The 25032-nt window shown below is 68.2% G+C and carries 19 protein-coding genes; 11 read left to right on the forward strand and 8 right to left on the reverse strand.

What is annotated here, in order from left to right; genetic code table 11:
* Positions 1-71: 71 nt before the first annotated feature.
* Positions 72-1085 (reverse strand): adenosine deaminase, encoded by a 1014-nt coding sequence (locus ACNQPB_RS12535; RefSeq protein WP_498752119.1) that lies wholly within the window; start codon positions 1083-1085, stop codon positions 72-74.
* 129 nt (positions 1086-1214) lie between these two features.
* On the opposite strand from ACNQPB_RS12535, the gene ACNQPB_RS12540 reads away from it, so the two are divergent.
* Entirely contained in the window at positions 1215-2108 is an 894-nt protein-coding gene (locus tag ACNQPB_RS12540; RefSeq protein ID WP_498752121.1) for an MSMEG_6728 family protein, read from the forward strand.
* 17 nt (positions 2109-2125) lie between these two features.
* Here the strand turns inward: ACNQPB_RS12540 and ACNQPB_RS12545 are convergent, their stop codons facing one another.
* Entirely contained in the window at positions 2126-3937 is a 1812-nt protein-coding gene (locus tag ACNQPB_RS12545; protein ID WP_498752123.1) for a gamma-glutamyltransferase family protein, read from the reverse strand.
* A gap of 145 nt (positions 3938-4082) precedes the next feature.
* Positions 4083-6572 (reverse strand): Tex family protein, encoded by a 2490-nt coding sequence (locus ACNQPB_RS12550; protein WP_498752125.1) that lies wholly within the window; start codon positions 6570-6572, stop codon positions 4083-4085.
* Positions 6573-6680: 108 nt separating this feature from the next.
* Between ACNQPB_RS12550 and ACNQPB_RS12555 the strand changes: the two genes are divergently transcribed.
* Entirely contained in the window at positions 6681-6977 is a 297-nt protein-coding gene (locus ACNQPB_RS12555; RefSeq protein WP_498752127.1) for a hypothetical protein, read from the forward strand.
* Between the two features lie 151 nt (positions 6978-7128).
* Here the strand turns inward: ACNQPB_RS12555 and ACNQPB_RS12560 are convergent, their stop codons facing one another.
* Positions 7129-7566 (reverse strand): CBS domain-containing protein, encoded by a 438-nt coding sequence (locus ACNQPB_RS12560; RefSeq protein ID WP_498752128.1) that lies wholly within the window; start codon positions 7564-7566, stop codon positions 7129-7131.
* A 344-nt stretch (positions 7567-7910) separates the two neighbouring features.
* Between ACNQPB_RS12560 and ACNQPB_RS12565 the strand changes: the two genes are divergently transcribed.
* The gene (locus ACNQPB_RS12565; RefSeq protein WP_498752130.1) at positions 7911-10217 is read left to right on the forward strand and encodes a hypothetical protein; all 2307 of its coding nucleotides are present in this window, start codon (positions 7911-7913) and stop codon (positions 10215-10217) included.
* A gap of 204 nt (positions 10218-10421) precedes the next feature.
* The gene (locus ACNQPB_RS12570) at positions 10422-14021 is read left to right on the forward strand and encodes a TM0106 family RecB-like putative nuclease (protein WP_498752132.1); all 3600 of its coding nucleotides are present in this window, start codon (positions 10422-10424) and stop codon (positions 14019-14021) included.
* A 58-nt stretch (positions 14022-14079) separates the two neighbouring features.
* On the opposite strand, the gene ACNQPB_RS12575 is transcribed toward ACNQPB_RS12570, so the two are convergent.
* Both ACNQPB_RS12575 and ACNQPB_RS12580 read right to left on the reverse strand, forming a co-directional pair.
* On the reverse strand, positions 14080-15159 hold the full coding sequence (locus ACNQPB_RS12575) for an alkene reductase (RefSeq protein WP_498752133.1): 1080 nt from the start codon (positions 15157-15159) through the stop codon (positions 14080-14082).
* A 175-nt stretch (positions 15160-15334) separates the two neighbouring features.
* Positions 15335-17068 (reverse strand): purine-cytosine permease family protein, encoded by a 1734-nt coding sequence (locus ACNQPB_RS12580; RefSeq protein ID WP_498752134.1) that lies wholly within the window; start codon positions 17066-17068, stop codon positions 15335-15337.
* Positions 17069-17327: 259 nt separating this feature from the next.
* Between ACNQPB_RS12580 and bioB the strand changes: the two genes are divergently transcribed.
* Genes bioB through ACNQPB_RS12615 form a run of 7 tightly spaced genes read left to right on the forward strand, consistent with a single transcriptional unit; the run spans position 17328 to position 23512 of the window.
* A complete protein-coding gene (gene bioB, locus ACNQPB_RS12585; protein ID WP_498752135.1) occupies positions 17328-18320 on the forward strand; it encodes a biotin synthase BioB in 993 nt (330 codons plus the stop codon).
* Positions 18317-18580 carry a biotin synthase auxiliary protein BsaP gene (gene bsaP, locus ACNQPB_RS12590; protein ID WP_498752137.1) on the forward strand — a complete coding sequence of 88 codons (264 nt, stop codon included), beginning with the start codon at positions 18317-18319 and terminating at the stop codon, positions 18578-18580. The genes bioB and bsaP overlap by 4 nt, the downstream gene beginning before the upstream one ends.
* Positions 18577-19965, forward strand: a complete 1389-nt coding sequence (locus ACNQPB_RS12595) for an adenosylmethionine--8-amino-7-oxononanoate transaminase (RefSeq protein ID WP_498752139.1) — start codon at positions 18577-18579, stop codon at positions 19963-19965. The genes bsaP and ACNQPB_RS12595 overlap by 4 nt, the downstream gene beginning before the upstream one ends.
* Positions 19966-19973: 8 nt before the next feature.
* Positions 19974-21152, forward strand: a complete 1179-nt coding sequence (locus tag ACNQPB_RS12600; RefSeq protein ID WP_498752215.1) for an 8-amino-7-oxononanoate synthase — start codon at positions 19974-19976, stop codon at positions 21150-21152.
* Positions 21149-21889, forward strand: coding sequence for a dethiobiotin synthase (bioD, locus tag ACNQPB_RS12605; protein WP_498752141.1), 741 nt, complete (start codon positions 21149-21151; stop codon positions 21887-21889). Before ACNQPB_RS12600 ends, bioD begins: the two co-directional genes overlap by 4 nt.
* Positions 21886-22983: a cytochrome P450 family protein gene (locus ACNQPB_RS12610; protein WP_498752143.1), complete on the forward strand. Its 1098-nt coding sequence runs from the start codon at positions 21886-21888 to the stop codon at positions 22981-22983. The genes bioD and ACNQPB_RS12610 overlap by 4 nt, the downstream gene beginning before the upstream one ends.
* Before the next feature lie 19 nt (positions 22984-23002).
* Positions 23003-23512, forward strand: a complete 510-nt coding sequence (locus tag ACNQPB_RS12615; RefSeq protein WP_498752145.1) for a very short patch repair endonuclease — start codon at positions 23003-23005, stop codon at positions 23510-23512.
* Here the strand turns inward: ACNQPB_RS12615 and ACNQPB_RS12620 are convergent.
* Positions 23427-23708 carry a PLDc N-terminal domain-containing protein gene (locus ACNQPB_RS12620; protein ID WP_498752147.1) on the reverse strand — a complete coding sequence of 94 codons (282 nt, stop codon included), beginning with the start codon at positions 23706-23708 and terminating at the stop codon, positions 23427-23429. The two genes, ACNQPB_RS12615 and ACNQPB_RS12620, sit on opposite strands and share 86 nt — an antisense overlap.
* A gap of 66 nt (positions 23709-23774) precedes the next feature.
* Positions 23775-25010 carry a 5-methylcytosine restriction system specificity protein McrC gene (locus ACNQPB_RS12625; RefSeq protein WP_498752216.1) on the reverse strand — a complete coding sequence of 412 codons (1236 nt, stop codon included), beginning with the start codon at positions 25008-25010 and terminating at the stop codon, positions 23775-23777.
* Between the last annotated feature and the right edge of the window lie 22 nt (positions 25011-25032).

The following is a 25032-nucleotide window of genomic DNA, read 5'->3' on the forward strand; positions in this document are numbered from 1 at the left end:
GTGTGTCGTGACCGACTGTTACGCTCCCAGTTGCGGAAGTGAGTGCGCAGTCTCAGGTAATGGCGGTCCGCTCAGGCGTTAGCCGCTTCCCACACGCGCACTTCACCCAACAGTTCTGCCTTGCGGGCCTCCGACGCGAAGGACGAACGGATGGAATTCGCCGCCAGCGTCGATAGTTCGGCGGACGTCAGGCCGTGGACGGCGGAGAGCTGGACGAAGTTGTCGTCCACGTAGCCGCCGAAATACGCCGGGTCATCCGAGTTCACGCTGACATTCAGGCCTGCGGCCAGCATCGCCGGCAACGGGTGGTCAGCCAGGGTATCCACGGCACGCAGCCGCACGTTGGACAGCGGGCAGACTGTCAGCGGGATCTGTTCCGTAGCCAGCCGCTCGACGAGGGCCGGGTCCTCCATGCAGCGGATCCCGTGGTCGATCCGTTCCACGCCCAGCAGATCCAGCGAGTCGCTGATGTACGACGCCGGGCCCTCCTCACCCGCGTGGGCGATCCGGCGCAGCCCGGCCTCCGCCGCACGCTGATACAGGCGGACGAATTTCGACGGCGGGTTGCCCACTTCCGCGGAATCCAGGCCGATGCCGGCGATCGGGGCGTTCATGGCCAGCAACTGCTCGAGGACTTCCAGAGCGTCCTCCTCGGGCAGGTCCCTCAGGAACGCGGCAATCAGGAGGGTGGAGACGCCGAACTCTTCCTCCGACGTCGCGAGCGCGGACGCAACCCCGTTGACGCAAGTCTCGAGCGAAACGCCCCGGGAAACGTGGGCCTGGGGGTCCATCATGACCTCGACATGCTGCACGCCGCCTGCGGATGCGCGGGCGAGGTAGGCGCGGGTCATGTCCGCGAAATCCTGCTCGGTACGCAACACGGCCATGTTTGCGTAGTAGAGGTCGAGGAACGACTGGAGATCCGTGAATTCGTAGCGCGAGCGAAGCTCGTCCAGGTCCGCGTACGGGAGCTCGATGCCGTTCCGCTCGGCGAGGGCGAAGATCAATTCCGGCTGGAGCGTCCCCTCGATGTGCAGGTGCAGTTCGGCTACCGGAAGGACTGTGTTCGCGCCATGAGTTTCCACCCGCTAAGACTACCGGCCAGGTGTCGGGCCGGGCTTGCGAGACACCGGGCCGAGCTTGCGAGGACTGGGAGCAGGACTGCAGCTGCGCCCGAGTTGGTTCCAAGCCGCACCCACCCTCAAACTAAAGGGATGCAGACCTACCTCCCCTTCCCTGATTTCAAGCAATGCGCCGCCGCCCTGGACACCGACCGGCTGGGCAAGCAGCGCGCCGAGGTCCTGCAGATCCTGCGCACCCTGGTCATCCCCGAGTTCGGCCGCCTGAGCCACCCGGCCATCCGGATGTGGATGGGCCATGTCCCCGCCCTCACCCTGTACGGCCTGGCCATGGTCGATGAATGGGAGTCCCGCGGCAACCCGGACAAGCTCCGTGCCGACATCACCGAATTCGCCCCGCAGGCGGCGCACCCTGACTATGCCGCGAAGATTCCGATGCCCAGCTGGCTCGGCGAACCCGACCTCCACCTGAGCCACCGCTCCAAGCTGATCCAGAGGGACGCCCGGTTCTACGGCGAGGCCTTCTCCGGAACGCCGGCCGGACTCGAATACGTCTGGCCTGAACCCGCCATGGACCTGATCCCGGAAGATCCCGAAGAGGACTTCCTCTGGGTGGTCCGCTCCGCCCAGGCCGGAAGCGCCCCGGACGAAATCCGCACGGTGGGCCTCCCCGCCGTCGGCAAGCCCGCCGCGCCAAGCGAGGCGGCCGACGTCGAGACCCCGGAAGAAGGTACGGCCAAGCCCGCCCGCAAGGAACCGCAGCGTCTGGTGAAGAAGCCCACCGCGAAGCGCAAGCGCCAGGAGGAGGTCTTCCGCACCCTTCCCGGCAAGACCCCGGTGCTCGTCCCGCTGGAGGACGGCCACACTCTCGCCCTCGGCAAGGTCGTGGGCCGGCCGATCACGCTCGACGACGGACGCTTCGGCCGCAACTTCGAGCTCAGCCAGGTCCTGGAACGCTCGGACCTTTCCAACCCGGCCTTGCTCCAGGACCCCCGGGTCTTCTTCCCGGTCCCGGATCCGGCGCTCTAAGCTTCCGGAATCCCCCGCTACCGGCCGGCCGCGTATCCCTGCGCGCCGCGCGGGTTCGCGGCCGCCTGCAGCACACCGCTCACCGGATCGCGCACGACGGCGGACAACCGTCCCAGCGCCCAGTCCCCTGCGCGGGTGATCCGGTGTCCGCGGCGCTCGAGCCCTGCGATCACTTCGTCGCCCAGCCGGTCCTCGACGACGGCGCCGCCGGGTTCCCAGGTGCGCGGCCAGAACGATCCGGGCATGGACGTGGTGTGGAACGCAGGCGCGTCGATGGCCTCTTGCGGCGAATACCCGCCGACGATGGTCCGCAGCAGGTACGGCAGCTGCCACTGGTCCTGCCGGTCGCCTCCGGGTGAGCCGAGGGCTGCCACGGCGGCGCCGTCGCGCAGCACCAGGGTCGGCGTGAGCGTGGTCCGCGGCCGTTTGCCGGGCGTCACCGTGGACGGGGTGCCGGGCTCCAGCCAGGTCATCTGCAGGCGGGTGCCCAGGCAGAAACCCAGTTCCGGGATTGTCGGCGATGACTGCAGCCAACCACCCGACGGCGTCGCGGACACCATGTTTCCCCAGCGGTCCACAACGTCGAGGTGGCAGGTGTCGCCCCGGGTTTCCCCGGACTGCGCCACCGTCGGCTCCCCCGTTCCGGCCGCCGGCACGCCGTCAGTCCGCAACGCGGGAATGTAGGGCTCCCAGCCCGGGATGCGGCCCGGCCGGAACTCGTGCGATGCGGCATCGGTGATCAGCGCCCGCCGCGACGCCGCGTACTCGGGTGAGAGGAGCTCGTCGAGGGGCACATCGCCGTCGCCGTAGTAGGCCTCCCGGTCGGCGAGCGCGAGCTTCATTGCCTCCAGGATCGCGTGGGCGCCGAGTTCGGTGGACGGGTCCAGGTGCGCGTCGTCGAAGCCGTCCAGGATGGCCAGGGCCTGCAGCAGCGCCGGGCCTTGGCCCCACGGGCCCGTCTTGGCAATCGTGTGGCCGCGGAATTCCAAGGTGGCCGGCGCTTCGTAGCTTGCGCTGAATCCCGCCAGGTCAGCCAGCGCCAGGACACCGCGATGATCGGTTCCGGTCGAATGGCGGTGCGGCTGCTGCACGGACTCCACCATGGCGCGGGCCACGAAACCTTCGCGCCATTCCCGGCGGGCGGCGTCGATCCTCGCTTCCCGCGTGTGAGCGCCGGTCCCGCCCGTCGCGTCGCCGAGCCCGGCACCCGCCTGGACCAGCCTTTGCAGCGTCCGGGCGTACGCGGGATTGCTGACCAGTCCGCCTTCCTCGGGGATCCGGCCGCCCGGCATCCACAGCTCGGCGGACGCAGGCCAGTGCTCCCGGAAAAGCCCGGCAACGGACGCAATCGTCGCGCCCACCCCGGCCAGCACCGGGTGGCCGTCGCGCGCGTAGCGGATCGCGAAATCCAGGACCTCGGCAAGCTCCCAGCTGCCGTGGTCCCGCAGCAGCAACAGCCAGGCGTCGACGGCGCCAGGAACCGCCGCGGCCAGGGCGCCGGATCCGGGGACAAGGCTGAGCCCTTCGGCCCGGAAGTGCTCCACGGTAGCCCCTTGCGGTGCCGGTCCCTGCCCCATGAGGACCACCGCTTGTCCGGGCTCGACGGCGGTGCTGAAGATAGCGGTCAGGTCGCCGCCGGGGCCGTTGAGATGCGGTTCCACGACGTGCAGCACGAACGCGGCGGCGGTTGCCGCGTCGAAGGTGTTGCCGCCGCGTTCGAGCACCGCCTGCGCCGTGGCTGTGGCCAGCCAATGCGTCGAGGCTGCCATGCCGAAGGTGCCCCGCAGGGTGGGCCTGGTGGTGAAAGCGTCGGGCTTCGTGAAGCTCATTGCCACACTTTAGGTGCGTTCCCTCCCGGTTACTCACGTTGGGGCGGGCAATGTGCGGCGTGTCCGGCCGACCCGCGGGGGCTCGGGTGGTGCCCGGAAAAGCAAGTGGGAAGGATCGTCGTGCCGATGCCCTTCCCACGTAGCGTTATTTGGCGAGCCCCGCCCGGCGCAGGGCTTCCGCCAACGCAGTATCGGCGGCAGGTGCCTGGCGGCCCTGCTGGTTCCGGCCCTGCTGCTGCCCGCCCTGGGACTTGCGGTCCTGCTGCTGACGGCCCTGCTGGTTCCGGTTCTGTCCCCGGCGGTCTTGGCCCCCGCGCTCCTGGGACCCACGCTCCTGGGACCCACGGTTCTGGCCGCCGGCCTGGCCTCCCCTGTCAGCGCCCGGGCGGGCAGCGCCGCCGGAACGTCCTCCGCCCGCGCCGGGTTCGTCGTCGAGCCGCAGGGTCAGCGAAATCCGCTTCCGCTCCGGATCGGCCTCGAGCACCTTCACCCGCACCACCTGGCCGGACTTCACCACTTCGCGCGGGTCGGAGACGAACTTGTTGGACATCGCCGAGACGTGGACCAGCCCGTCCTGGTGCACCCCGACGTCCACGAACGCGCCGAACGCGGCCACGTTGGTGACGGTGCCTTCCAGCACCATTCCCGGAACCAGGTCGGAGATCTTCTCGATGCCCTCGGAGAAGCTCGCGGCCACGAAGGCAGGGCGCGGGTCACGGCCGGGCTTTTCGAGTTCAGCCATGATGTCCCGCACGGTGGGCACGCCGAAGGCGCCGTCCACGAACGCCTGCGGATCCAGCGAGGACACCGCCGAGCCCGCGGAACCGGCAGCAGCCAGGATCTTCCGCGCCACGGAGTAGGCCTCGGGGTGCACGCTGGAGGCGTCCAACGGCTCGGCTCCCCCGCTGATCCGCAGGAAGCCGGCGCACTGTTCGAAGGCCTTGGCGCCCAGGCGCGGCACCTTCTTCAGATCGGACCGCTTGCCGAACGGCCCGTTCTCGTTCCGGTACGCCACGATGTTCTCGCTCAGCAGCGGCCCGACGCCGGCCACCCTGCTCAGCAGCGCGGGCGAGGCCGTGTTCAGCTCCACACCCACGGCGTTCACGCAGTCCTCCACCACCGCGTCCAGGGAGCGGTCCAGCTTCGCCGCCGTCACATCGTGCTGGTACTGCCCGACGCCGATCGACTTCGGTTCGATCTTCACCAGCTCGGCCAGCGGATCCTGCAGGCGCCGCGCGATGGACACGGCCCCGCGCAGGGAGACGTCCATGCCGGGCAGCTCGGCGGCGGCCAGCGCGGAGGCCGAATACACGGACGCCCCGGCTTCGGAGACCACGAGCTTCTGCAGCGCCGGCCCGCCGGCAGCCTTGAGCGTCTTGATGAGCTCGCCGGCCAGTTTGTCCGTTTCGCGGGAGGCGGTTCCGTTGCCGATCGCCACGAGTTCGACGCCGTGCTGAGCCACCAGCCGCGAAAGGCTCGCCAAGGCTTCGTCCCACTTCTTCGCCGGAGCGTGCGGGTAGACGGTGTCGGTCGCTACGACCTTGCCAGTGCCGTCGACGACGGCCACCTTCACCCCGGTGCGCAGCCCCGGGTCCAGGCCAAGGGTGGCACGGTTGCCGGCGGGTGCTGCCAGCAGGACGTCGCGGAGGTTGGCGGCGAAGACGCGCACGGCCTCATCCTCGGCCTGGGCGAAGAGGCGCCCGCGCAAGTCGTTCGCAAGCCGGTCCAGGATCCTCGAGCGCCAGGCGATCTGGGCGGTCTGCATCAGCCAGCTGTCGGCTGCCCGGCCGCGCTCGGCGACCCCGAGGCAGGCGGCCACGGCGTTCTCATAACGGGTGCGGGCGGCGGCCAGGGCGTCGTCGTCGGCCGGTTCCGCTTCGGCGAGCTGCAGCTCCAGGACGTCTTCCTTCTCGCCGCGCAGCAAGGCGAGTACCCGGTGGCCTGGCATCTTCGCCGGCAGCTGGGAGAACTCGAAATAGTCCTTGAAGTTCTGGCCCTGCGCCTCCATGCCCTTCTTCACGCGGGACACCATGCTGCCCTGGGTCCACAGCCGTTCGCGGAGGGTCTCGGCGAGGTCGGCATCCTGGGAGACGCGCTCCACCAGGATGGACCGGGCTCCGGCGAGCGCCGCAGCGGCGTCGTCGACGGCGTGCTCGGCGTTGAGATACTTCGCAGCCTCGGCCTCGGGGTTGAGCGTGGGGTCAGCCAGCAGCGCATCCGCCAACGGCTCCAGGCCCGCCTCGCGGGCAATCTGCGCCTTGGTGCGGCGCTTGGATTTGTAGGGCAGGTAGATATCTTCGAGCCGGGCCTTGGTGTCCGCGGCGACGACGGCGGCCTCAAGTTCAGGGGTCAGCTTGCCCTGGGCGGCAATCGCCTCGAGGACGGTGCGCTTGCGCTCCTCCAGCTCCCGCAGGTATCGCAGCCGTTCCTCCAGCTGGCGCAGCTGGGTGTCGTCCAGGGTGCCCGTGACTTCCTTGCGGTAGCGGGCGATGAACGGCACGGTGGAGCCGGCGTCGAGCAGTTCGACGGCGGCCTTGACCTGCCAGGCTTTCACGCCGAGCTCCTGGGCGATCAGGGCGTGGATGGCGGCCTCGGGCGATGCGGCGTTTGCGGTACCGGAAGGAATTTGAGTCACCAAGACAGTTTGCCCTACCGGAACAGGTGACCTACCCAAAAGCCGTGCCCTACCCAAAAGGACCGCCGCGTGCTGTAGTGGGAAGGCACCGCGAGGAAGGGGCGCACCATGCAGGAATTGCTCGTTATCCTCCAAGACGGGTTCGACGGCGACGACGTCACCATCACCGTCAACGGCAAGGAAGCCCACCACGAACCCGGCGCGTCCACGAAGCTGCTCCTGGGGATGGCCGCCGAAATCTCCGTGGAGCTGCCTGCAAAGGGGGCGACGGTCGGCGTCGAGATCCCGTCCCGGGAGATGTCCGCTGCGATCACGGTCCACGGCCGGCCCAAGAGCGTGCTCGCTTCGGTTGAAGCCGGGGAGCTGGTGCTGCGTGAAGGCACCGGACGCGAGGCGTTCCTCTAGCTGGAATTTCCGGGCACCGGGCGGTTAGAGGCACCGGACAGTAAGAGGCCGCACAGCAGGAGCCGGGCAGTAAGAGGCACCGCGGCGCGTCCGCCACGGTGCCCGGCCTGTTGTTTCGTCAGCCCAGTTCTTTCGTCAGCCCAGCGTGTCCTCAGCCCATGGGTGCCATCGGGTTCTTGGCGGAAATGTGCTCCACCAACTCACCGACGCGCTGCTCTGAGTAGTTCCTGGCGATGTCGCCCTGGCTGATGATGCCCACCAACTTGTGGTCGGTGATGACGGGGAGGCGCCGGACCTGGTGCTTTTCCATCAGGTCGATCGCAGCATCGATGCTTGCGTCGGCATCGATCCAAATCGGCTTGCCCTGGGCAAGGTCTGCCGCCGTCTTCTCGCTGGCATTCCACCCCTCGGCGACGCACTTGACCACGATGTCGCGGTCGGTGATGAATCCCTTGAGCTTCCCGTCAGTGCCGCAAATGGGCAGGGAACCGCAGTCCAGATCGCGCATCATTACGGCCGCTTCCTGCAGCGACTGGTCTTCCTTCACGCATTGGGCATTGGTGGTCATGAATTCGCGTACAACACTCATGAGTCCTCCTTGATCGATTGGTATCGACGCGGACCCCCCTCGGCACCGACGCCGATGATGTCAGCCTACGCCTGGCGGGCACCGGAAGTATCGTGGTCTAGCCCACCATTTCAATAATCCATTCGTTGGAGTATTGTTCCCCTTGGTACTCACGGATTCCGGGCGCGGGCCACCTTCTGACTGTTTCTGGGGACACCGACCGACTCGCACCGCCTCGCTCTGGACCGTCTTTCCGCCGGCCCCTCCATGGCCCCGCTTTCCGGGCTCCCGTTGCCCGCTGCGCTGCCCTAGCCGTTCCGGCGAACGATTCTGTTCGATTGCTTTTGAGCGAGAAAGACCCTGCGATGAACACCCCCAACATGCCTGATCCGTCCTACACGCCCAACCCCGACAACCCCCTTCCGGTGCCGCTGCCGCCGTCGCCCCTTCCCGGACCGATCCCGCTTCCGGGACCTGTCCCGCTGCCCGGCCCCATCCCGTTCCCGCAGCCGGGGCCAGTGCCGCTGCCGCCGGACCACGACTGGTGGCGGTGCTGGCGGAACGCGGCCATCAGCGGACGCTACGAAGGAGGCCAGGGCGGCACCTCGCTGATCGGCAGATCCCTGGACCTCCGCCTGGACATCGACCGGAGGATCAACGTCGAATCCCCCGTGCTGAACAAGGTCAGCGGGGACATCTACACCAAACGCATCGTCCGGATCGGCGGCCGCTTCCAGCTGGTCACCAGCTACCTGGAGTCCTGGATCGTGGACAATCCGGTGGTCACCTGGACCCGCTGCCGGGTGCGGATCAGCGGCACAGTCCGCTACTGGCAGGGAGTCCACCCGCCCACCACGGTGGAGATTTCCGTGGGCTGGTTCTTCGGCGCCATCCAGCCGGCCAACGTGGTCTTCACGGTCGGAGGCACCGCGGAGGCCGCGTATACCTGTGCGTACAAGTCCGATTGCTTCCGGGATGTGAACCTGGAGGTGGACTTCTGCTCCTCCGTCGACGTCGCTCCCCAGGCCCCTTCCTACAACACCCACACGCACAACAACCGCCCCGCGGACCTTGCCGAACGCACCTTGGACATCGGGACCAGCTACCGGGATGCCGGGGTCGCGGTCACGATCGATCCGGCCCATACAGTGATCGACGACAGCGCCCCGGCCTTCGTGTCCTGGAACGTCGGCGAACTCCACGACGCCATGGAAACCTCCTTCAGCCGCTTCAACTCCGGCTGGCCCGCCTGGAACCTCTGGGGAATGCAGGCCGGGCTGTTCGACACCGCGGGCGTGGGTGGCATCATGTTCGACGCCGCCGCCGGCTTTGGCGGGGCCGGCCGCGGACCCGACCGGCAAGGCTTCGCTGTGTTCCGCAACCATTCCTGGTTCACCAACCTGGTGGCGGGGACACCGACCACCCAGGACCAGGCCTGGGCCCAGCGCCATTACCTCTACACCTGGGTGCACGAGGCCGGGCATGCCTTCAACTTCCTGCACTCGTGGGACAAAGCCCGCCCGGATTCGCTGTCCTGGATGAACTACGACTGGCGTTACGACCAACGCAACGGTGCGGATCAGTTCTGGGCGAACTTCCGCTTCCGCTTCGACGACGACGAGCTCCTGCACATGCGCCACGGCGACCGCGCCTCGGTGATCATGGGCGGGGATCCGTGGGCCTCCGGCGGGCACCTGGAATCCCCGGCCGGCGCCATGACCGTCTCCGGTCCGGGCAGCGACGTGGAACTGACCGTAACCGGCAAGAACCACTTCGACTTCATGGAGCCGGTGGCCCTGGAATTCCGGCTCCGGAACACCAGCGACGCTCCATTGGCGCTGGACCGGCGCCTGGACCCGCGCTACGGGAACACCACTGTGTACGTCCAGAAGCCCAACGGCACCACGGTGCTGCACGAGTCCGTGGTCTGCTACTACGGCATCCCCGAGCCGGTCACCCTCGGCCCCTCGGTCGACGCCGGCGGCACCGCAGGCGAGGACCGCTTCAGTGAACTCGTCCAGCTGGCCTACAGCACCGGCGGTTTCGTTTTCGACGAGCCCGGCCAGTACCTTGTCCGGGTGGTGTACAGCAGCGAGGGCGTGCTGCAGGCCTCCAACACCTTCCCGCTGCGCGTGGGGTTCCCAGTCACCAAGGAAGCGGACCGCTTCGCACCGCAGTTCTTCAACCGCGAGGTCGGGCTCACCCTCGCCTTCGAAGGCTCCATGTCCCCCTACCTGAGCAAGGGGCTGGACGCCCTTACGGAGGCAGCCGAGCGCTTCACGGGCGAGCCTTTGGGCGTCAAGGCCGCCACCGCCGTCGCGCAGTCCGTGGGCGACGACTTCTACCGGCGCGAGCACCGCACCATGGTCAAGAGCCACAGCGCGGATCCGGAGCGGGCGCTGGCTCTCACCGATCCCGGCCTGGAGCACTTCCAGGCGGCGGGGACGCCGTCGGGGAACCTCGCATACCGGGACCTCGTGCAGTTCCGTGCCGGGCTGCACATGGCCGCCGACAATGCCCAGGCGGCCAGCGCCGAGGTGGAGACCCTGGCGAAGGACCTCAGTGAGCGGGGCGCCAACCCGAGCGTGGTCGCGGAGGTCCGGGAACTGATGCCGCCAGCGGCGGAGGCCAAGAAACCAGCTCCCAAGACCCGGCGGGCTCCCCGGAAATAGGGCGCCGGTCCGGATAGCGCGGAGGTCCCTTCCCAACACTCGCAAGCTCGCATTGGGACCCTCGGGACGACGCTTACGACGACGGCACCCGTCTTCTTACCGGAAGGCGGGTGCCGCCGTCGCGTTGTGTATAAACCGTCGCGTTATCTTGTCAGTCCCCGCTGATAGCTTGAACTCATCAGTTCAACGGCCTTTGGGGGCGCAATGTTCTTTCTCGACGCGGAGACTGCCAGCCAGCCCCGGGACCTGGTTTTTTCAGCCAGCGACCTCGTGGTGGCTGCCACCTGCGAGTACCAGGTCCTGCGGAAGCTCGACGAGAAACTCGGCCGCAGCGCCCCGGCGGACTTCCCGAAGGACTCCATGCTGGAGCGCGCCGCGACGCTCGGCGACATCCACGAGCACAAGATCCTGGATGCGTTCCTCACGGAATTCGGCACTTGGGACCCGGGGACGGGAAGGGGCGTGTACGACGTCGTTCCGGCCGGAGCGATGGACCGCGCCACCCTGCAAGCCAAGCATGAGGAATCGCTCGGCGCGCTGCGGTCCGGGGCGGACATCGTGTTCCAGGCGGCGTTCTTCGACGGCACCTTCCACGGCCGCTCGGATTTCCTGGTGAAGCGCGGCGGGGGCAGCTACGCGGTGTTCGACACCAAGCTGGCCCGGCACGCGAAGGTCACTGCGCTGCTGCAGCTGGCCGCCTACGCCGATCAACTCCTCAAGGCCGGCATCGCGCCCGATCCTACGGTCACGCTGGTGCTCGGCAACGGGATCCACAGCGACCATGTCCTGGCGGACATCCTTCCTGTCTTCAGGGAGCGCCGCGAACAGTTCCTCGACATGACGGCGGGTCACATCGCCGGCCCCGGGCCGGTCGGCTGGGGCGATCCGCGCTATTCCGCCTGCGGCCGCTGCGATTATTGCGCCGAGCAGGTCCTGCTGCACCGCGACCTCCTGATGGTGGCCGGAATGCGCGTGAACCGGCGCAAGAAGCTGATCGAATCCGGAATCACGACCATCGACCAGCTGGCCGCCGCGCCCGCGGATCGTGGCGGGCCGAACGGGGACGCCACTTTCCAGCGGCTGCGGGAGCAGGCCCGCCTGCAGACCGGCACCGGCGCCCCTGACGGCGTCGTCCGCTACATGGACAAGAAGGGCGAGGCGAAGTCCGTGGGCTACACGGTCCTGCCCGACAACACCCTGGGCCGGATTCCGGCCCCGGACCCCGGCGACATCTTCTTTGACTTCGAAGGCGATCCGCTGTGGCAGGACCCCGCCGGCGCGTGGGGACTGGAGTACTTGTTCGGCGTGGTCGAAAATCCGGTGGAACCGGGCGGGAAGCCCGCGTTCCGGCCGTTCTGGGCGCACACCCGGGCCGGGGAAGGCCAGGCCTTCAGGGACTTCCTGGACTACGTCGCCGAGCGCCGGGCCAAGTATCCCGGTATGCACATCTACCACTACGCGTCCTACGAGAAAACGGCGCTGCGGAACCTGTCCCTCAGCCATGTGATGGGCGAATCCGAGGTGGACGACCTCCTGCGCGAAGGTGTGCTCGTGGACCTTTACGACACCGTGCGCCACAGCCTGCGGATCTCCGAGAACTCCTACAGCATCAAGAAGCTGGAACCCCTGTACATGGGCACGCACCTGCGCTCCGGCGACGTCACCGACGCCGGAGCCTCCGTGGTTGCCTACGCCAACTTCTGCACGGCCCGCGACACCGGGCAGACGGAGGAGGCCGCGGCCATCCTGGCCAGCATCTCCGACTACAACGAGTACGACTGCCTCTCCACCCTGGAACTGCGCAACTGGCTGCTTGGCCTGGCCGCGGAGCGGGGCATCGATGTCGGCGCGACGGCCGTTGAACCCCCCGTGGAGACCGCTCCGGATGCTGCCGGTTACGAAGCTCCTCCCGAGGAAACAGCACTTCTGGAGTACCTCGGAACGCTGTCGGAGGAAGAACTCCAGTCCGACGATGCCCGCGCCGTTGCCCTGATCGCCGCGGCGGTCGGCTACCACCGGCGCGAGGACAAACAGTATTGGTGGGGCCATTTCGACCGCTTGGACAAGCCGGTCTCCGAGTGGGAAGACACCCGGGACGTCTTCGTTGCCGAAAGCGTTGAGGTACTTCAGGGATGGGCGAAACCCGGGCCGCGGAAGAACCCGGTCCGCACAGTCCTCCTGGCCGGCAGGGCCGCCGAGGGTTCGGACTTTTCGCCCGGCAGGACGTTCTTCCGGATGTACGGGCCTCCCCTGCCGGACTGTTTGCAGGAGAAGGATGACGCCTCGGGCCTTCAGTCCGCGCTGGGCCGCTCCGGCTGGGCGGGCACCGAGGTGATTGAAAGCGGTGAGGCAGACGGCCGGGACATCGTGGTAGTCACCGAGCGGCTGCCGCGCGGTGCCGCGGAGTTCGCGGCGCTGCCCATGGCGCTGACTCCGGACCGGCCGATTCCCACGGACGGGCAGAAGGCCGCCCTGGCCCAGCTTGCCGCCAGTCTCCGGGGTTCCCTTCCGGCGTGGCCGCAGGACCCCGCCCTGGACCTCTTGCGCCGCCGCCCGCCGCGGCTCAAGAGCCTTGCCGCGCTGCCTGAGGTGGCGGACGGCCCGGACGGCTACGTCGACGCGCTCACCGCTGCGGTGGTGGATCTCGACCATTCCTACGTCGCCGTGCAGGGTCCTCCGGGGACGGGGAAGACATATGTCGGGTCCCATGTGGTGGCCCGGCTGGTCGAACGCGGCTGGAAGGTGGGTATCGTCGCCCAATCGCATGCCGTGGTGGAGAACATGCTCTGCGCCGCCGTGGATAAGGCGGGCGTCGATCCCCGCCGGGTGGCCAAGGAAGTGAAGCACGACGATTCGCTGCCCTGGCAGCAGCGCGGCAAGTCCGACGTCGAACGCCTCCTGTCCCAACCAGGCGGCGCACTGATCGGCGGCACAGCGTGGACGATGACCGGGAACGGGGTGCCGCCGGGGTCACTGGACCTGCTGGTCATCGACGAGGCCGGGCAGTTTTCGCTGGCCAACACCATGGCAGTCAGCCGGGCTGCGCAACGGCTCCTCCTGCTCGGTGACCCGCAGCAACTGCCCCAGGTCACCCAGGGGAAGCATCCGGAGCCGGTGGACGAATCGGCCCTCGGCTGGCTCTCGCGGGAACATCACACGCTGCCGCCGGAACTGGGGTATTTCCTGGCTAGGTCATGGCGGATGCACCCCGAATTGTGCGCCGCCGTGTCCGAGCTCGCCTACGACAGTAAGCTCTACGCCGCTCCCCCGGCCTCGGCGCGGCATCTCGAAGGTTTGCCGCCCGGGATCGACTGCGTCTATGTGCCGCACCGCGGGAACTCAACCTCGTCACCCGAGGAAGCCGCCGAGGTGGTGCGGCAGGTCCAAGCCCATCTCGGCCTGCGCTGGCATGACCCCCAGGAAGGCCCGGAGGGACGCCCGCTCGCACAGCAGGACGTCCTGGTGGTGGCCGCCTACAACGCGCAGGTGCAGCTGATCCGGCGCGAACTCCACACGGCGGGGCTGAGCAACGTGCGGGTGGGCACCGTGGACAAATTCCAGGGCCAGGAGGCGCCCGTTGTCATCGTGTCCATGGCGGCTTCGGCCGCCGGCGAGGTTCCGCGCGGCATGGAGTTCCTGCTCTCCCGGAACCGGATCAACGTGGCGGTTTCGCGCGGACAGTGGCGCGCCGTCGTCGTCCGTTCGCCGGAGCTGAGCAACTACTTGCCCGTCCACCCGGAGGGCCTCGAACAGCTGGGCGGGTTCATCGGGCTGTGCCAACGGGCACCGGGCAAGCTTGGTTAAACGTCCGACGGCGGCGCCCCCCTTTCGAGAAGCGCCGCCGTCGGGACGGGCGGGTTGGTCAGTTGGCGGATTCTTCGTAGAACGGGTAGTCCGTGTAGCCCTTGGCCCCTTCGCCGTAGAACGTGGAGGGATCCGCTTCGTTCAGCGGCAGGCCCTCACGCCAGCGGCGCACCAGGTCCGGGTTGGCGATGGCGGGGCGGCCGACCACCACGGCGTCGGCGTGGCCGGTGGTTACCAGGTCTACCGCCTCTTCCCGGCCGGTGATGCTGCTGAAGCCGGTATTCACCAGGAAGGCGCCCTTGAAACGTGCCCGCAGATCCTGCACCAGGGCGCCCTTGGGATCGTGGTGGAGGATGCTCAGGTAGGCCAGGCCCAGGGGTGCGATGGTGTCCACCAGCACCTCGTAGGTGGCGCGGACGTCGGCGGGATCGGTCTCGGCGATCTGCTGGACCTCGTGCTCCGGGGAAATCCGGATGCCCACACGGCTGGCGCCGAGGGCCTCAACCACGGCGTTCACCGTTTCGATCACAAAGCGTGCGCGGTTTTCCGGGGATCCGCCGTAGCTGTCGGTGCGGATATTGGTATTGGGAGCCAGGAATTCGTGCAGCAGGTAGCCGTTGGCCGAGTGCAGCTCCACACCGTCAAAGCCTGCCTCAATGGCGTTCCGGGACGCCGCCACGATTTCCTGGATCACCAGGGGAAGCTCGTCGGTGCGCAGCTCCCGCGGCACCGGGTAGGGCTGCTTGCCGTTCGGGGTGCGGACTTCGCCATCGATGCCCACGGCGCTGGGGGCCACGATTTCGCGGCCTCCGGTGATGTCCGGGTGCGAGACCCTGCCGCCGTGCATGATCTGTGCGAAGATCCGGCCACCCTCAGCATGGACGGCGTCCGTGACCTTCTTCCACCCGGCGATCTGCTCGTCGGTGACCAAGCCGGGCTGGCCCGGATAGGACTGGCCGGCCGGCGTCGGGTAGGTGCCTTCACTGACAATCAGGCCAAGGGAGGCCCGCTGCCGGTAATGCTCCACGAGCAAGAGGCCGGGAATGCCTTCCTGGCCTGCGCGGACTCGGGTGAGGGGTGCCATTACCAGGCGGTTGGGGATTTCCAGCTCGCCGACGGTCAGGGGAGAAAACAGCATGCGCAGTACCTTTCACACGGGAATCGTTTCCGATATAAGGCAACTACCACGCGCGTGCAACTATTCCAGGTGTGGCGCAGATCACGGCTCAGGGAAGCCCGTCAGCAAACTGCCCGACGGCGGCGGCCGCCTTCCCGTGGGAGGTTCCTGCCGCCGTCGGAGATTCCTTTGCCGGCTACCTCTGTTCGGGCAGCACCAGTTCCCCGGTCTTGTCCGTGGACAAGGCGAGGGACGAGATGTACTGCGGTTCGCCGTCGGGCCCGTCCTGTGCCGAGCGGAGCATGTCCGGGCGTTCGAACTCGATGCCCGTCACGTGGCACAGCAGCTTGGCCTGGCTCGGGTTGCCTTCGGAATCGAGCATGGCGAGGTCGATTCCGTCGTCGCCGCGGCGCAAGTAGTACTTCCCGCGGGTCAGCACGGCCAGCAGCGGGGGCAGGACGAGCGCCAGGCCCACGGCGAAGATCGGCGAGTACGGCTGCACGGCGGCGCCGAACGCCCCGAAGAACACTGCGATGGACACGCCTGCGGAGGCCAGCATGGACACGAAGCCCACCGGATTCACGGCGTACAGCATGCCGCGGCGGAATTCGGGAATCTTCGGGGAGATCTTCAACAGGTACTTGTTGATGGCGATGTCCGTGGCCACCGTGACCACCCAGGCGATGGCGCAGTTGGCGTAAAAGCCGAGGATGGTGTTCAGGAACCCGAACATGTTCGCTTCCATGAGCACCAGGGCCACAACCAGGTTCAGCACCACGAACACCATGCGTCCCGGGTAGGTCTTGGTGATGCGGGTGAAGCTATTGGTCCAGGCGAGCGAGCCGGAGTAGGCGTTGGTGACGTTGATCTTGATCTGCGAGATCACCACCAACACCACTGCCAGGGTCATTGCGAGCCAGGCCGGCATCATCTCCCGGTAGACGCCCAGGAACTGGTGGACGGGCTCATTGGCGTGCGCGGAGGCTGCCGGATCCAGGGTCGCGATGAGGTAGACGGCAATGAACATGCCCACGATCTGCTTGATGGCACCGAAAATCACCCAGCCCGGTCCGGCCAGGATCACTGCCCGCCACCACGCGCCCTTGTTCGCTGCTGTCCGCGGCGGCATGAAGCGCAGGTAGTCGATCTGTTCGGCGATCTGCGCCATCAGGGACAGGCAGACGCCGGCGGCGAGCATCACCGAGGCCAGGTTGGTACCGGATTCACCGGATGTGCCGGTGTAGGCGAAGAAGGAGCTGATGCTCTCCGGATGCGACACCACCAGGTAGCCCACCGGCACCACCATGAGCAGCAGCCAGAGCGGCGTGGTCCAGACCTGCAGCTTGGCCAGCGTGTTCATCCCGTAGACCACCAGCGGGATGATGATCAGCGTGGACGCCGCGTAGCCGATCCATTGCGGGATCCCGAGCCCAAGCTCCAGGCCCTGCGCCATGATGGAGCCTTCGAGGGCGAAGAAGATGAAGGTGAAGGTGGCGAAGATGATGTTGGTGACCACCGAACCGTAATAGCCGAATCCCGAACCGCGGGTAATGAGGTCCAGGTCGATGTTGTACCGCGCCGCGTAATACGCCAGTGGGAACCCGGTAGCGAAGATGACCACGGCGGCCACGAGGATCCCGAGGATCGCGTTGCCTGTGCCGTAGGAGATCCCGATGTTCGCGCCGATGGAGAAATCCGCCAGGTACGCGATGCCGCCCAGCGCGCTTGTCGCCACCACACCGGCGCTCCATTTCCGGTAGGAGCGCGGCGCGAAGCGCAGCGTGTAATCCTCCAGGCTTTCCTTCGCGGCGCTCAGCGCGTCGCTCCTGGCGGGGCTGCCTGCCGCCGCCCTTCCGGAACCGTCGACGACGGCGCTGCCGCCCGCCGTCGAGCGTTCCAGGATCTGTGTTGTCCGCTGTTCCTCAGTCATCCCCACGTCACTTTCCTCAGCTGCTTTTGAGTGTTCTCCGTCTTCGCCCGACGCTATCGGCGGGATTCGACAGCAGGGTCACCGTGGTGTTTCGGGGCTGTAACTTGTGCCCGCCGGCCGCCTTTGAGCCAGCCCGCGCAGTGCCAAGAACCGCCGCCGCGCTTTGTGGACGTCCAACAAAATCGCCTCCGCCCAAGGTGGCTAGCGTCAGTGAGGAGGCATTCACGAAAAGCACTTCATCGAAGAAGCAAGGAGCAGCATGACCATTTTGGACACCGCCCGCGAACAGGTCCTTGAACACGGAATCGGACTCAGCGAGGCCCAATTGCTCGAAATCCTGCAACTCCCCGACGCGGACATCCCCGCGGCCCTGCAGCTGGCCCACGAGGTCCGGGTCGAACACTGCGGCGAGGATGTGGAGGTGGAGGGCATCATCTCCATCAAGACCGGTGGCTGCCCCGAGGACTGCCACTTCTGCAGCCAGTCCGGGCTGTTCGACTCCCCGGTGCGCGGCGTGTGGCTGGACATCCCGGAGCTGGTCAAGGCCGCCAAGGAGACCGCTGCCACCGGCGCCACCGAGTTCTGCATCGTCGCCGCCGTCCGCGGACCCGACATCAAGCTGATGAACCAGATCAAGTTCGCGATCGACCGCATCAACGAAGAAGTGGATATCAACATCGCCTGCTCCCTGGGCATGCTGACCCAGCGGCAGGTGGACCAGCTCGCCGAGTGGGGCGTGCACCGCTACAACCACAACCTCGAAACCGCGCGTAGCTACTTCCCGCAGGTGGTCACCACCCACAGCTACGAAGAGCGCCTGGAAACCTGCGCCATGGTCAAGGAAGCCGGCATGGAGCTGTGCTGCGGCGCCCTGATCGGCATGGGCGAATCGCTGGAACAGCGGGCCGAACTCGCCGCGCAGCTCGCGGCCCTGGACCCGCACGAGGTCCCGCTGAACTTCCTCAACCCGCGGCCCGGAACGCCGCTGGAAAACCAGGGCATCATGGACGGCAAGGACGCCCTCCGCGCCATCGCCGCCTTCCGCCTGGCCATGCCGCGCACGGTGCTGCGCTACGCCGGCGGCCGCGAACTCACCTTGGGCGACCTGGGAACCCGTGAGGGCCTGCTGGGCGGCATCAACGCCGTGATCGTCGGCAACTACCTGACCACCCTGGGCCGTCCCGCCGACGCCGACCTGCAGCTGCTGGTCGAACTGAACATGCCCATCAAGGAACTCCAGAAGACGCTGTGAGCTACAGCAGCAGCGAACTGTATTGCGGGCACTGCGGCGGGGACCTGCTAACGGGCACCCGGGCCGGCGGGCCTGCCGCAGCCGGTGAGGGCCCGACGTCGGACGTCCGCTTTGCGTCCGACCCGCACCACGACTGCCGGGCGCAGCTTGCCCTGGAACCGCCGCGCTATTGCGCGCAGTGCCGCCGCCGGATGAAGGTCCAGGTGACCCCCTTGGGTTGGAGCGCCGAATGCTCCCGGCACGGGAGCCTCGCGGGATGAGCCTGACCGAGCGCGGCAGCCTCACCGAGCGCGGCAATCTGATCCAGCGCGGCAGCCTGATCCAGCGCGATAGGGCCAGCCTGTGGCACCCCTATGCTCCGGCGTCGGGCACGCTTCCGCTGTGGGAGGTGGAAAGCGCCGAGGGCGTGCGGCTGCAACTGCGCGACGAACACGGCGAGCGCTTCGAGGTCCTCGACGCCATGTCCTCGTGGTGGTCGGTGATCCACGGCTACCGGAATCCCCTGCTGGACGCCGCGGCCAAGCGGCAGCTGGCGGATTTCAGCCACGTGATGTTCGGCGGGCTCACCCACGGTCCCGCCGTCGAGCTGGCCGAACGGCTCCTGGCGATGGCGCCGGCTGCGGCTGACCGTCCCGCCTTGGAGCGGGTGTTCCTGGCCGATTCCGGCTCGGTGTCCGTGGAGGTCGCCCTGAAGCTGGCCGTGCAGTTCCAGACGGCGGCGGGGCGGCCGAAGCGGCAACGTTTCCTCAGCCTGCACGGCGGCTACCACGGGGACACCTTCGCGGCCATGGGCGTCTGCGATCCGGTGGACGGCATGCATTCGGCGTTCCCGGGCCTGCTGGCGTCGAACGTCTTTGCGCCCCGCCCACCGGCCGCGGCGACATCCACGGACCAGGACATCCAGCAATGGCGGTCGGACGTGGAGTCGCTGGCCGCGCGGAATTCCGATGAGCTGGCCGCGATCATCGCCGAGCCCGTGCTGCAGGGCGCAGGCGGCATGTTCGCCTACCCGGCGGAGTGCGTGCGGATCCTCCGCGAGATCGCCGACCAGCACGGCCTGCTGCTCATCCTGGACGAGATCGCCACCGGCTTCGGCCGCACCGGCGAACTCTTCGCCGCCAACCATGCCGGGGTGGTGCCGGACATTCTCTGCGTCGGCAAGGCCCTCACCGGCGGATACCTCAGCCTGGCCGCCATGCTCTGCACGGGCGAGGTGGCACGGACCATCTCCGCCGGCGCGGCCGGGGCGCTCCTGCACGGGCCTACCTTCATGGGCAATCCCCTGGCCTGTGCCGTCGCAAACGCGAGCCTGGGCATCATCGCCACCGGTGCCTGGCGCGGCGACGTGGCCCGGGTCGGTGCGGCTTTGGCGTCCGGGCTCGCCCCCGCACGTGAGCTCGACGGCGTCGCCGACGTCCGCACCATCCGCGCGGTGGGCGTCATCGAGCTGAAGGAGGCAGTGGACGTCGCCGCCGTGACGCGGGCCGCCATCCGCAACGGCGTGTGGGTGCGGCCGTTCCGGAACCTGGTCTACGCCATGCCGCCGTACATCAGCTCAGCCGCGGAGGCGGAGGCGATGGCCGCAGGGATGGTGGCGGCGGTCGCGGCTGGAAAGCTCGCGACCGGAAAGGTGGGCGCTCCGTGAGCGTCTCGATGACCCGCTGGCTGGAGCAGCAGGCAGCCGTCCGCGAGCGCCGGGGGCTGCGCCGTTCGCCGGAAACGCGCTCGCCGGAAGCCCGTTCACCCGAGAGCCGCGCGGCCGGTGGGGCCGTGGTGGAGCTGTCCAGCAACGATTACCTCGGCCTGGCTTCGGATCCACGCCTGGCCGAGGCCGCGTGCGAGGCCGTCCGACGCTGGGGCACCGGCGCCACATCGTCGCGGCTCGTGGCCGGCACCACCGCGCTGCATCTGGAGCTCGAGGAGGAGCTGGCCCGGTTCACCGGCATGGAGGCCGGCCTGGTGTTCTCCTCCGGGTACCTTGCCAACATGGGCGTGGTGACGGCGCTGGGTGGTCCGGGCACTCTGATCGTGGCCGACGAGCACTGCCATGCCTCACTCATCGACGGTTTCCGTTTGTCCCGTTCTCGGGTGGAAACCTTCGCGCACAACGACGCCGACGACGCCGCGCGGCTGCTTTCCGAACGAGGTCTTTCCGGGAGCGGCGAACCCCGGGCGCTGATCGCCGTCGAGTCCATCTACAGCGTGTGGGGTGACGCCGCGCCCCTGGCCTCCCTGCTGGAACTGGCCGTGGAGCAGGACGCCATGTTGTTGATCGACGAAGCCCACAGCCTCGGCGTTTCCGGAACAGCGGGGTTTGAAGGCCACGGTGCCGTGGCCGGGACCGCCCTGGCCGGGCACCCGAATGTGGTGCTGACCGCTACCCTGTCCAAGGCCTTGGGCAGCCAGGGCGGGGCGGTGCTGGGTTCGGCGCTCCTCCGGGAGCATCTGCTGAACCGGGCACGGAGCTTCATCTTCGATACCGCCCAGGCACCGGCGTCGGCGGCTGCAGCCCTTGAGGCCTTGCGGGTCATCACTGCCGAACCGTGGCGCCCTGCCGCGGTCCGGGACAACGCCGCCCGGCTGGCAGCCGGCTTGCGGCTCGACCGGCGGGCTGCCGGAGCCGTCCAGTCCGTTCCCATGCCCGACGCCGACACAGCCTGGCGCACGAGCCGGGCAGCACGCGAAGCGGGGATCCGCGTGGGCTGCTTCCGCCCGCCGTCGGTCCCGGACGGCGTCTCCCGGCTGCGCCTCACCGCCCGCGCCACGCTCACCCCCGACGAGATCGACTACGCCTGCGCAACGTTGCGCGGCATCCTGGAGGAAACCCCATGACGCGAGACCACCAGAACCAAGACCACCGGAGCCTTCCCCGAATCATCCTGGTCACCGGCACGGACACCGCGGTCGGAAAGACCGTCGCCACGGCCGCCCTCGCCGCGGCCCTGCACGCGCAGGGCCGCTCCGTGGCCGCCTACAAGCCGTGCCAAAGCGGCAACAAGGACGGCGACTCGGACTGTTCAGAAATCGCCAGGCTGGCCGCTCCCCTGACGGCGGAGGCCGGCGTCGTCCTCGAAGAACCGCTGGCCCCGGTGCAGGCAGCCGCCGTCGACGGCGTGGAGCTGCCGCCGTTGGCGGCCCACGCCGAACGCATCCGGCAGCTCGCCGCCACGCACGACCATGTGCTCGTGGAGGGTGCGGGCGGCCTGCTCGTCGAATTGGATCCCGACGGCGGAACGCTCGCCGATCTTGGGACCCTCCTCGGGAACGGGGCCGGTTTTGCGGTAGTGGTCCGGCCGTCGCTGGGCACCTTGAACCACACCGGGCTGACCCTGGAGGTCCTGGAGCGCAGGGGCCTCGCGGTCTCAGGACTGATCCTCGGCAGCTGGCCTGAGCGTCCCGGGTTGGCAGAGCAAGGCAACCGGGCGGCGTTCGATTCCGGCACCGTCCCGCTGTTCGGCGCCCTTCCGGAAGCAGCGGCTTCCTTGCCCGTGCCTGCTTTCCGGGAGCAGGCTCCGCAGTGGCTGGACCGAATCTGCCTGGACCGAATCTGCCTGGACGGGCTCGCATGAGCACCGCCCAGTGCCCCTACCGGGTGGTCCGGGAACCGGCCGACGTCCGGGAAGTCCTGCACCGGCCGGAGGACTTCGGCCCGGCCAACGCCCTGCTCGCTGTGACGCCGTTGTCCGGACAAGCCTTGCGCATCCTGCAAGGCGCCCGCTTCGCGCTCCCGCCCGTGCTGGCCAGCAACGACACGGACTCCCACCCCGGAATCCGGAAGGTCGTGGCCGGCTTCTTCACCCCGGCCACGGTGGAGGCAATGGAGCCCCGGATCCGCCAGCTGGCCAAGGAAGCCGCATACGGGGCCGCCCATGAACTCGGCGAGACGGGCAGCGTGGAGCTGGTGCGGGCCGTGGCCGCCCTTCCGCCGGCCGTGGTGATGCTGGAAATGCTGGGCCTGCCGGTCCGGGACCTGCCGGAACTGAAGGCCTGGAGCCTGGACTCCCTGGAATTGTTCTGGGGCTGGCCCGGGGCGGAGCGCCAGTTGGAGCTCGCCCGCAGCGCCGCGGACTTCTACCGTTGGCTGCGGGAACTGGTGCTGGAATCCGTGGCTTCCCCGGGCCGGAACCTGTTCAAGTCCTTGGCCGCGCATGGGCTCAGCACCCCGGAAATCTGCTCCCTCGGGTACTTCCTGCTCATCGCCGGCCAGGAAACCACCACCCAGCTCATCAGCACCGCCCTGTTCCGCTTGGCCGAAGGTTCCACGGGCATCGCGTGGGACGAGGCTTCAGCCAAAGACAAAGCCACGGAGTTGGTACGGGGTGTGCTCGCGAACGAGTCTTCCGTGCCGACGTGGCGCCGCGTCGCTAGCAAGGACACCGACCTCAACGGCCAGGCGATCCTTGCCGGTGAGGAGATCCTGCTGGAACTGACGGGAAACCACGGCCAGGAACCGCAAAAGCAAGGTCCGCTGCCCTACGGGCTGGCGTTCGGCTCCGGCATCCACCGCTGCCTCGGCGCGAAACTCGCGGAGCTGGAGGCCGCCGTCGTCGTCCAGGAAACGGCAGCGGCGCTGCCGGGCGTCGGCCTGCATGGGCAGGACCCGGAGTGGATCCGGCTGCTGTCCTTCCAGGCGCCGCGCACGGTAACGGTCGCACGACGGTGACCCTGGCTAGACTCGAAGCATGGGCGAAAGCCGGGACCTGCTGAGCCGTGATCTGCTCACACCGGAGCAGCGCAGCCGGAACATGTCCAGGATCCGCGGCAAGAACACGAAACCCGAGCTCCTGGTCCGCCGGCTCCTGCACGCGAAAGGCTACCGCTACCGCCTGCACGGAACGGCGGCCGGCGGGAAACTGCCGGGAAGCCCGGACCTGGTGTTCGCGGGCAGGCACAAGGTGATCTTCGTGAACGGCTGCTTCTGGCACTTCCACGACTGCCCCGCGGGAACGCACGCGCCCGCGGCCAACGCCGAGTTCTGGGACGCGAAGCGGCGCCGCACCCGCGAGCGCGACGCCGTGCAGCGCGAACAGCTCTCGGCCGCCGGCTGGGAGGTGCTCACCGTGTGGGAGTGCGGCCTCAAGGACCGCAGCGCCCTGGAGGAGCAGCTTATCCGTTTCCTCGAAGAGCCGCTCCCAAGGGTGCAGTCTTCCGACGGCCGAACAGGAAGTACCCCACCGGGCCAAAGAAATTGATGAAGCATGCGGCCCGCCAAAGGACCTTGTTTCCGCGGATCTGCGCCGCCGGCGTCTTCGAAATGCTGCGCTGCGCGGCCAGCATCAACGCGAACTCCAGCACGCTCGCCACGATGGTGACGCGGCGCTGCCCGGGGGTCATGTCTTTCCAGGACTTTTTCTTCCTCATGCCGCCCATGGTCCTCATGCCGCCCATAGTTGCCTCCGTCCGCAGCGGTCTGTTCTCAGGCTAGCCCTGTTGCCGCCGGCACGGAACAGGACATCAGCCGCGGGCTTGGCGGACCACTTCGCCCCACGACTGCTGGGCCAGGTCGGCCACCGAGGCAAGGATTTCGGCGGGCGGCCTGGACAGGTCCAGCGGGTACTCCACCACGTCGATGTCGGTGTTCAGGATGCGCCGCAGTTTCATCTCCCCCGTTCCCGCGTAGACCAGCCATGCGGTGGGAACCTGCAGGGCCGTGCAGTACGCGAGCATCCGGTAGTGGTCGGCGTTCGGGGAGGCGCCGGTGTCCGGTCCGGCAACGTAGTTGGCCCCGTAGACCACCACCGGGCGGCCGCCCAGGAAATGCACGGCATCCGGGCGGACCGTGATGCGGTCCGAGTCCCGGACGGCCTCGTTGAGCAGCGTGCCGTACTGCATCCTGGTCTCGCCGGGGTGGGCACGCATCGCTTCACGGAGGGCGACACCCACGAATTCCTTGAACACGGTGGACATGTCCACCACGAAGGCGGCCCTGCTCTGTTTTCCGTCGCCGGCTTCGGCCGAGCAGTTCCGCAGGATCACCTCCGCCAGACGCAGCACCGCGTGGAAGCGCAGGTTCATCCGGCTGGCCTGCCAGTGCGGCAGGGGCGCGCCGGGCACCAGGTGTGTGGCGCCGTCGAGCTTGCCACCCAAACGGCGGAGGCGGCTCAGCACCTCGGGACGGACGCCCGGAACCTGGCCCATCCGGGCCAGCGCGGCCCGCAGTATGCGGTTTTCTGCGATGTCCTCGCTGAACTCGTCATAGGACACTTCCAGGGGCACCAGCAGGCCGGGACGGCGGGCTATTTGTTCGGAGATCCGGATGCGTCCCTTGACGGTGCGCAGGGATTCATCCACCGTCACGTAGCCCTGGAGCGGACCGCGGGCGAGGGCGCGCTCGGCCAGCTGGGCGAGCGATTCGGCCAGGGCACTCCAAAGGTCCTGGTGTTCGACGGCGGCCACCGCGTCCTCGCGGAAACCCTGGTCCCCGGCGTAGCTGAGCAGGAACAGCAGCCTGCGCAGGCCCAGCCGGTCCTTGGGCCGCACCTCGAACTGCACCGCCGGGGTCCGCACCGAGCCCACCTTGCCCACGGGCTCGATCCGGTACAGTCCCATGCCCATCGGTGCGGCCTTCGCAAGCCCGCTCGAGTTCAGGAAGGCCGCCGTCGCGGGGTCCAGCCGTTCGACGACGCCCCGGGACTGCTCGTCCAGGACGATGTGCCGCACGCCGGGGGCATGCCGCGGCCGGGGCGGAATCGCCACCGGGCGGGAACCTTCG

The organism is Curtobacterium sp. LFS079 (assembly GCF_047977865.1).
Classification (GTDB): Bacteria; Actinomycetota; Actinomycetes; order Actinomycetales; family Micrococcaceae; genus Arthrobacter.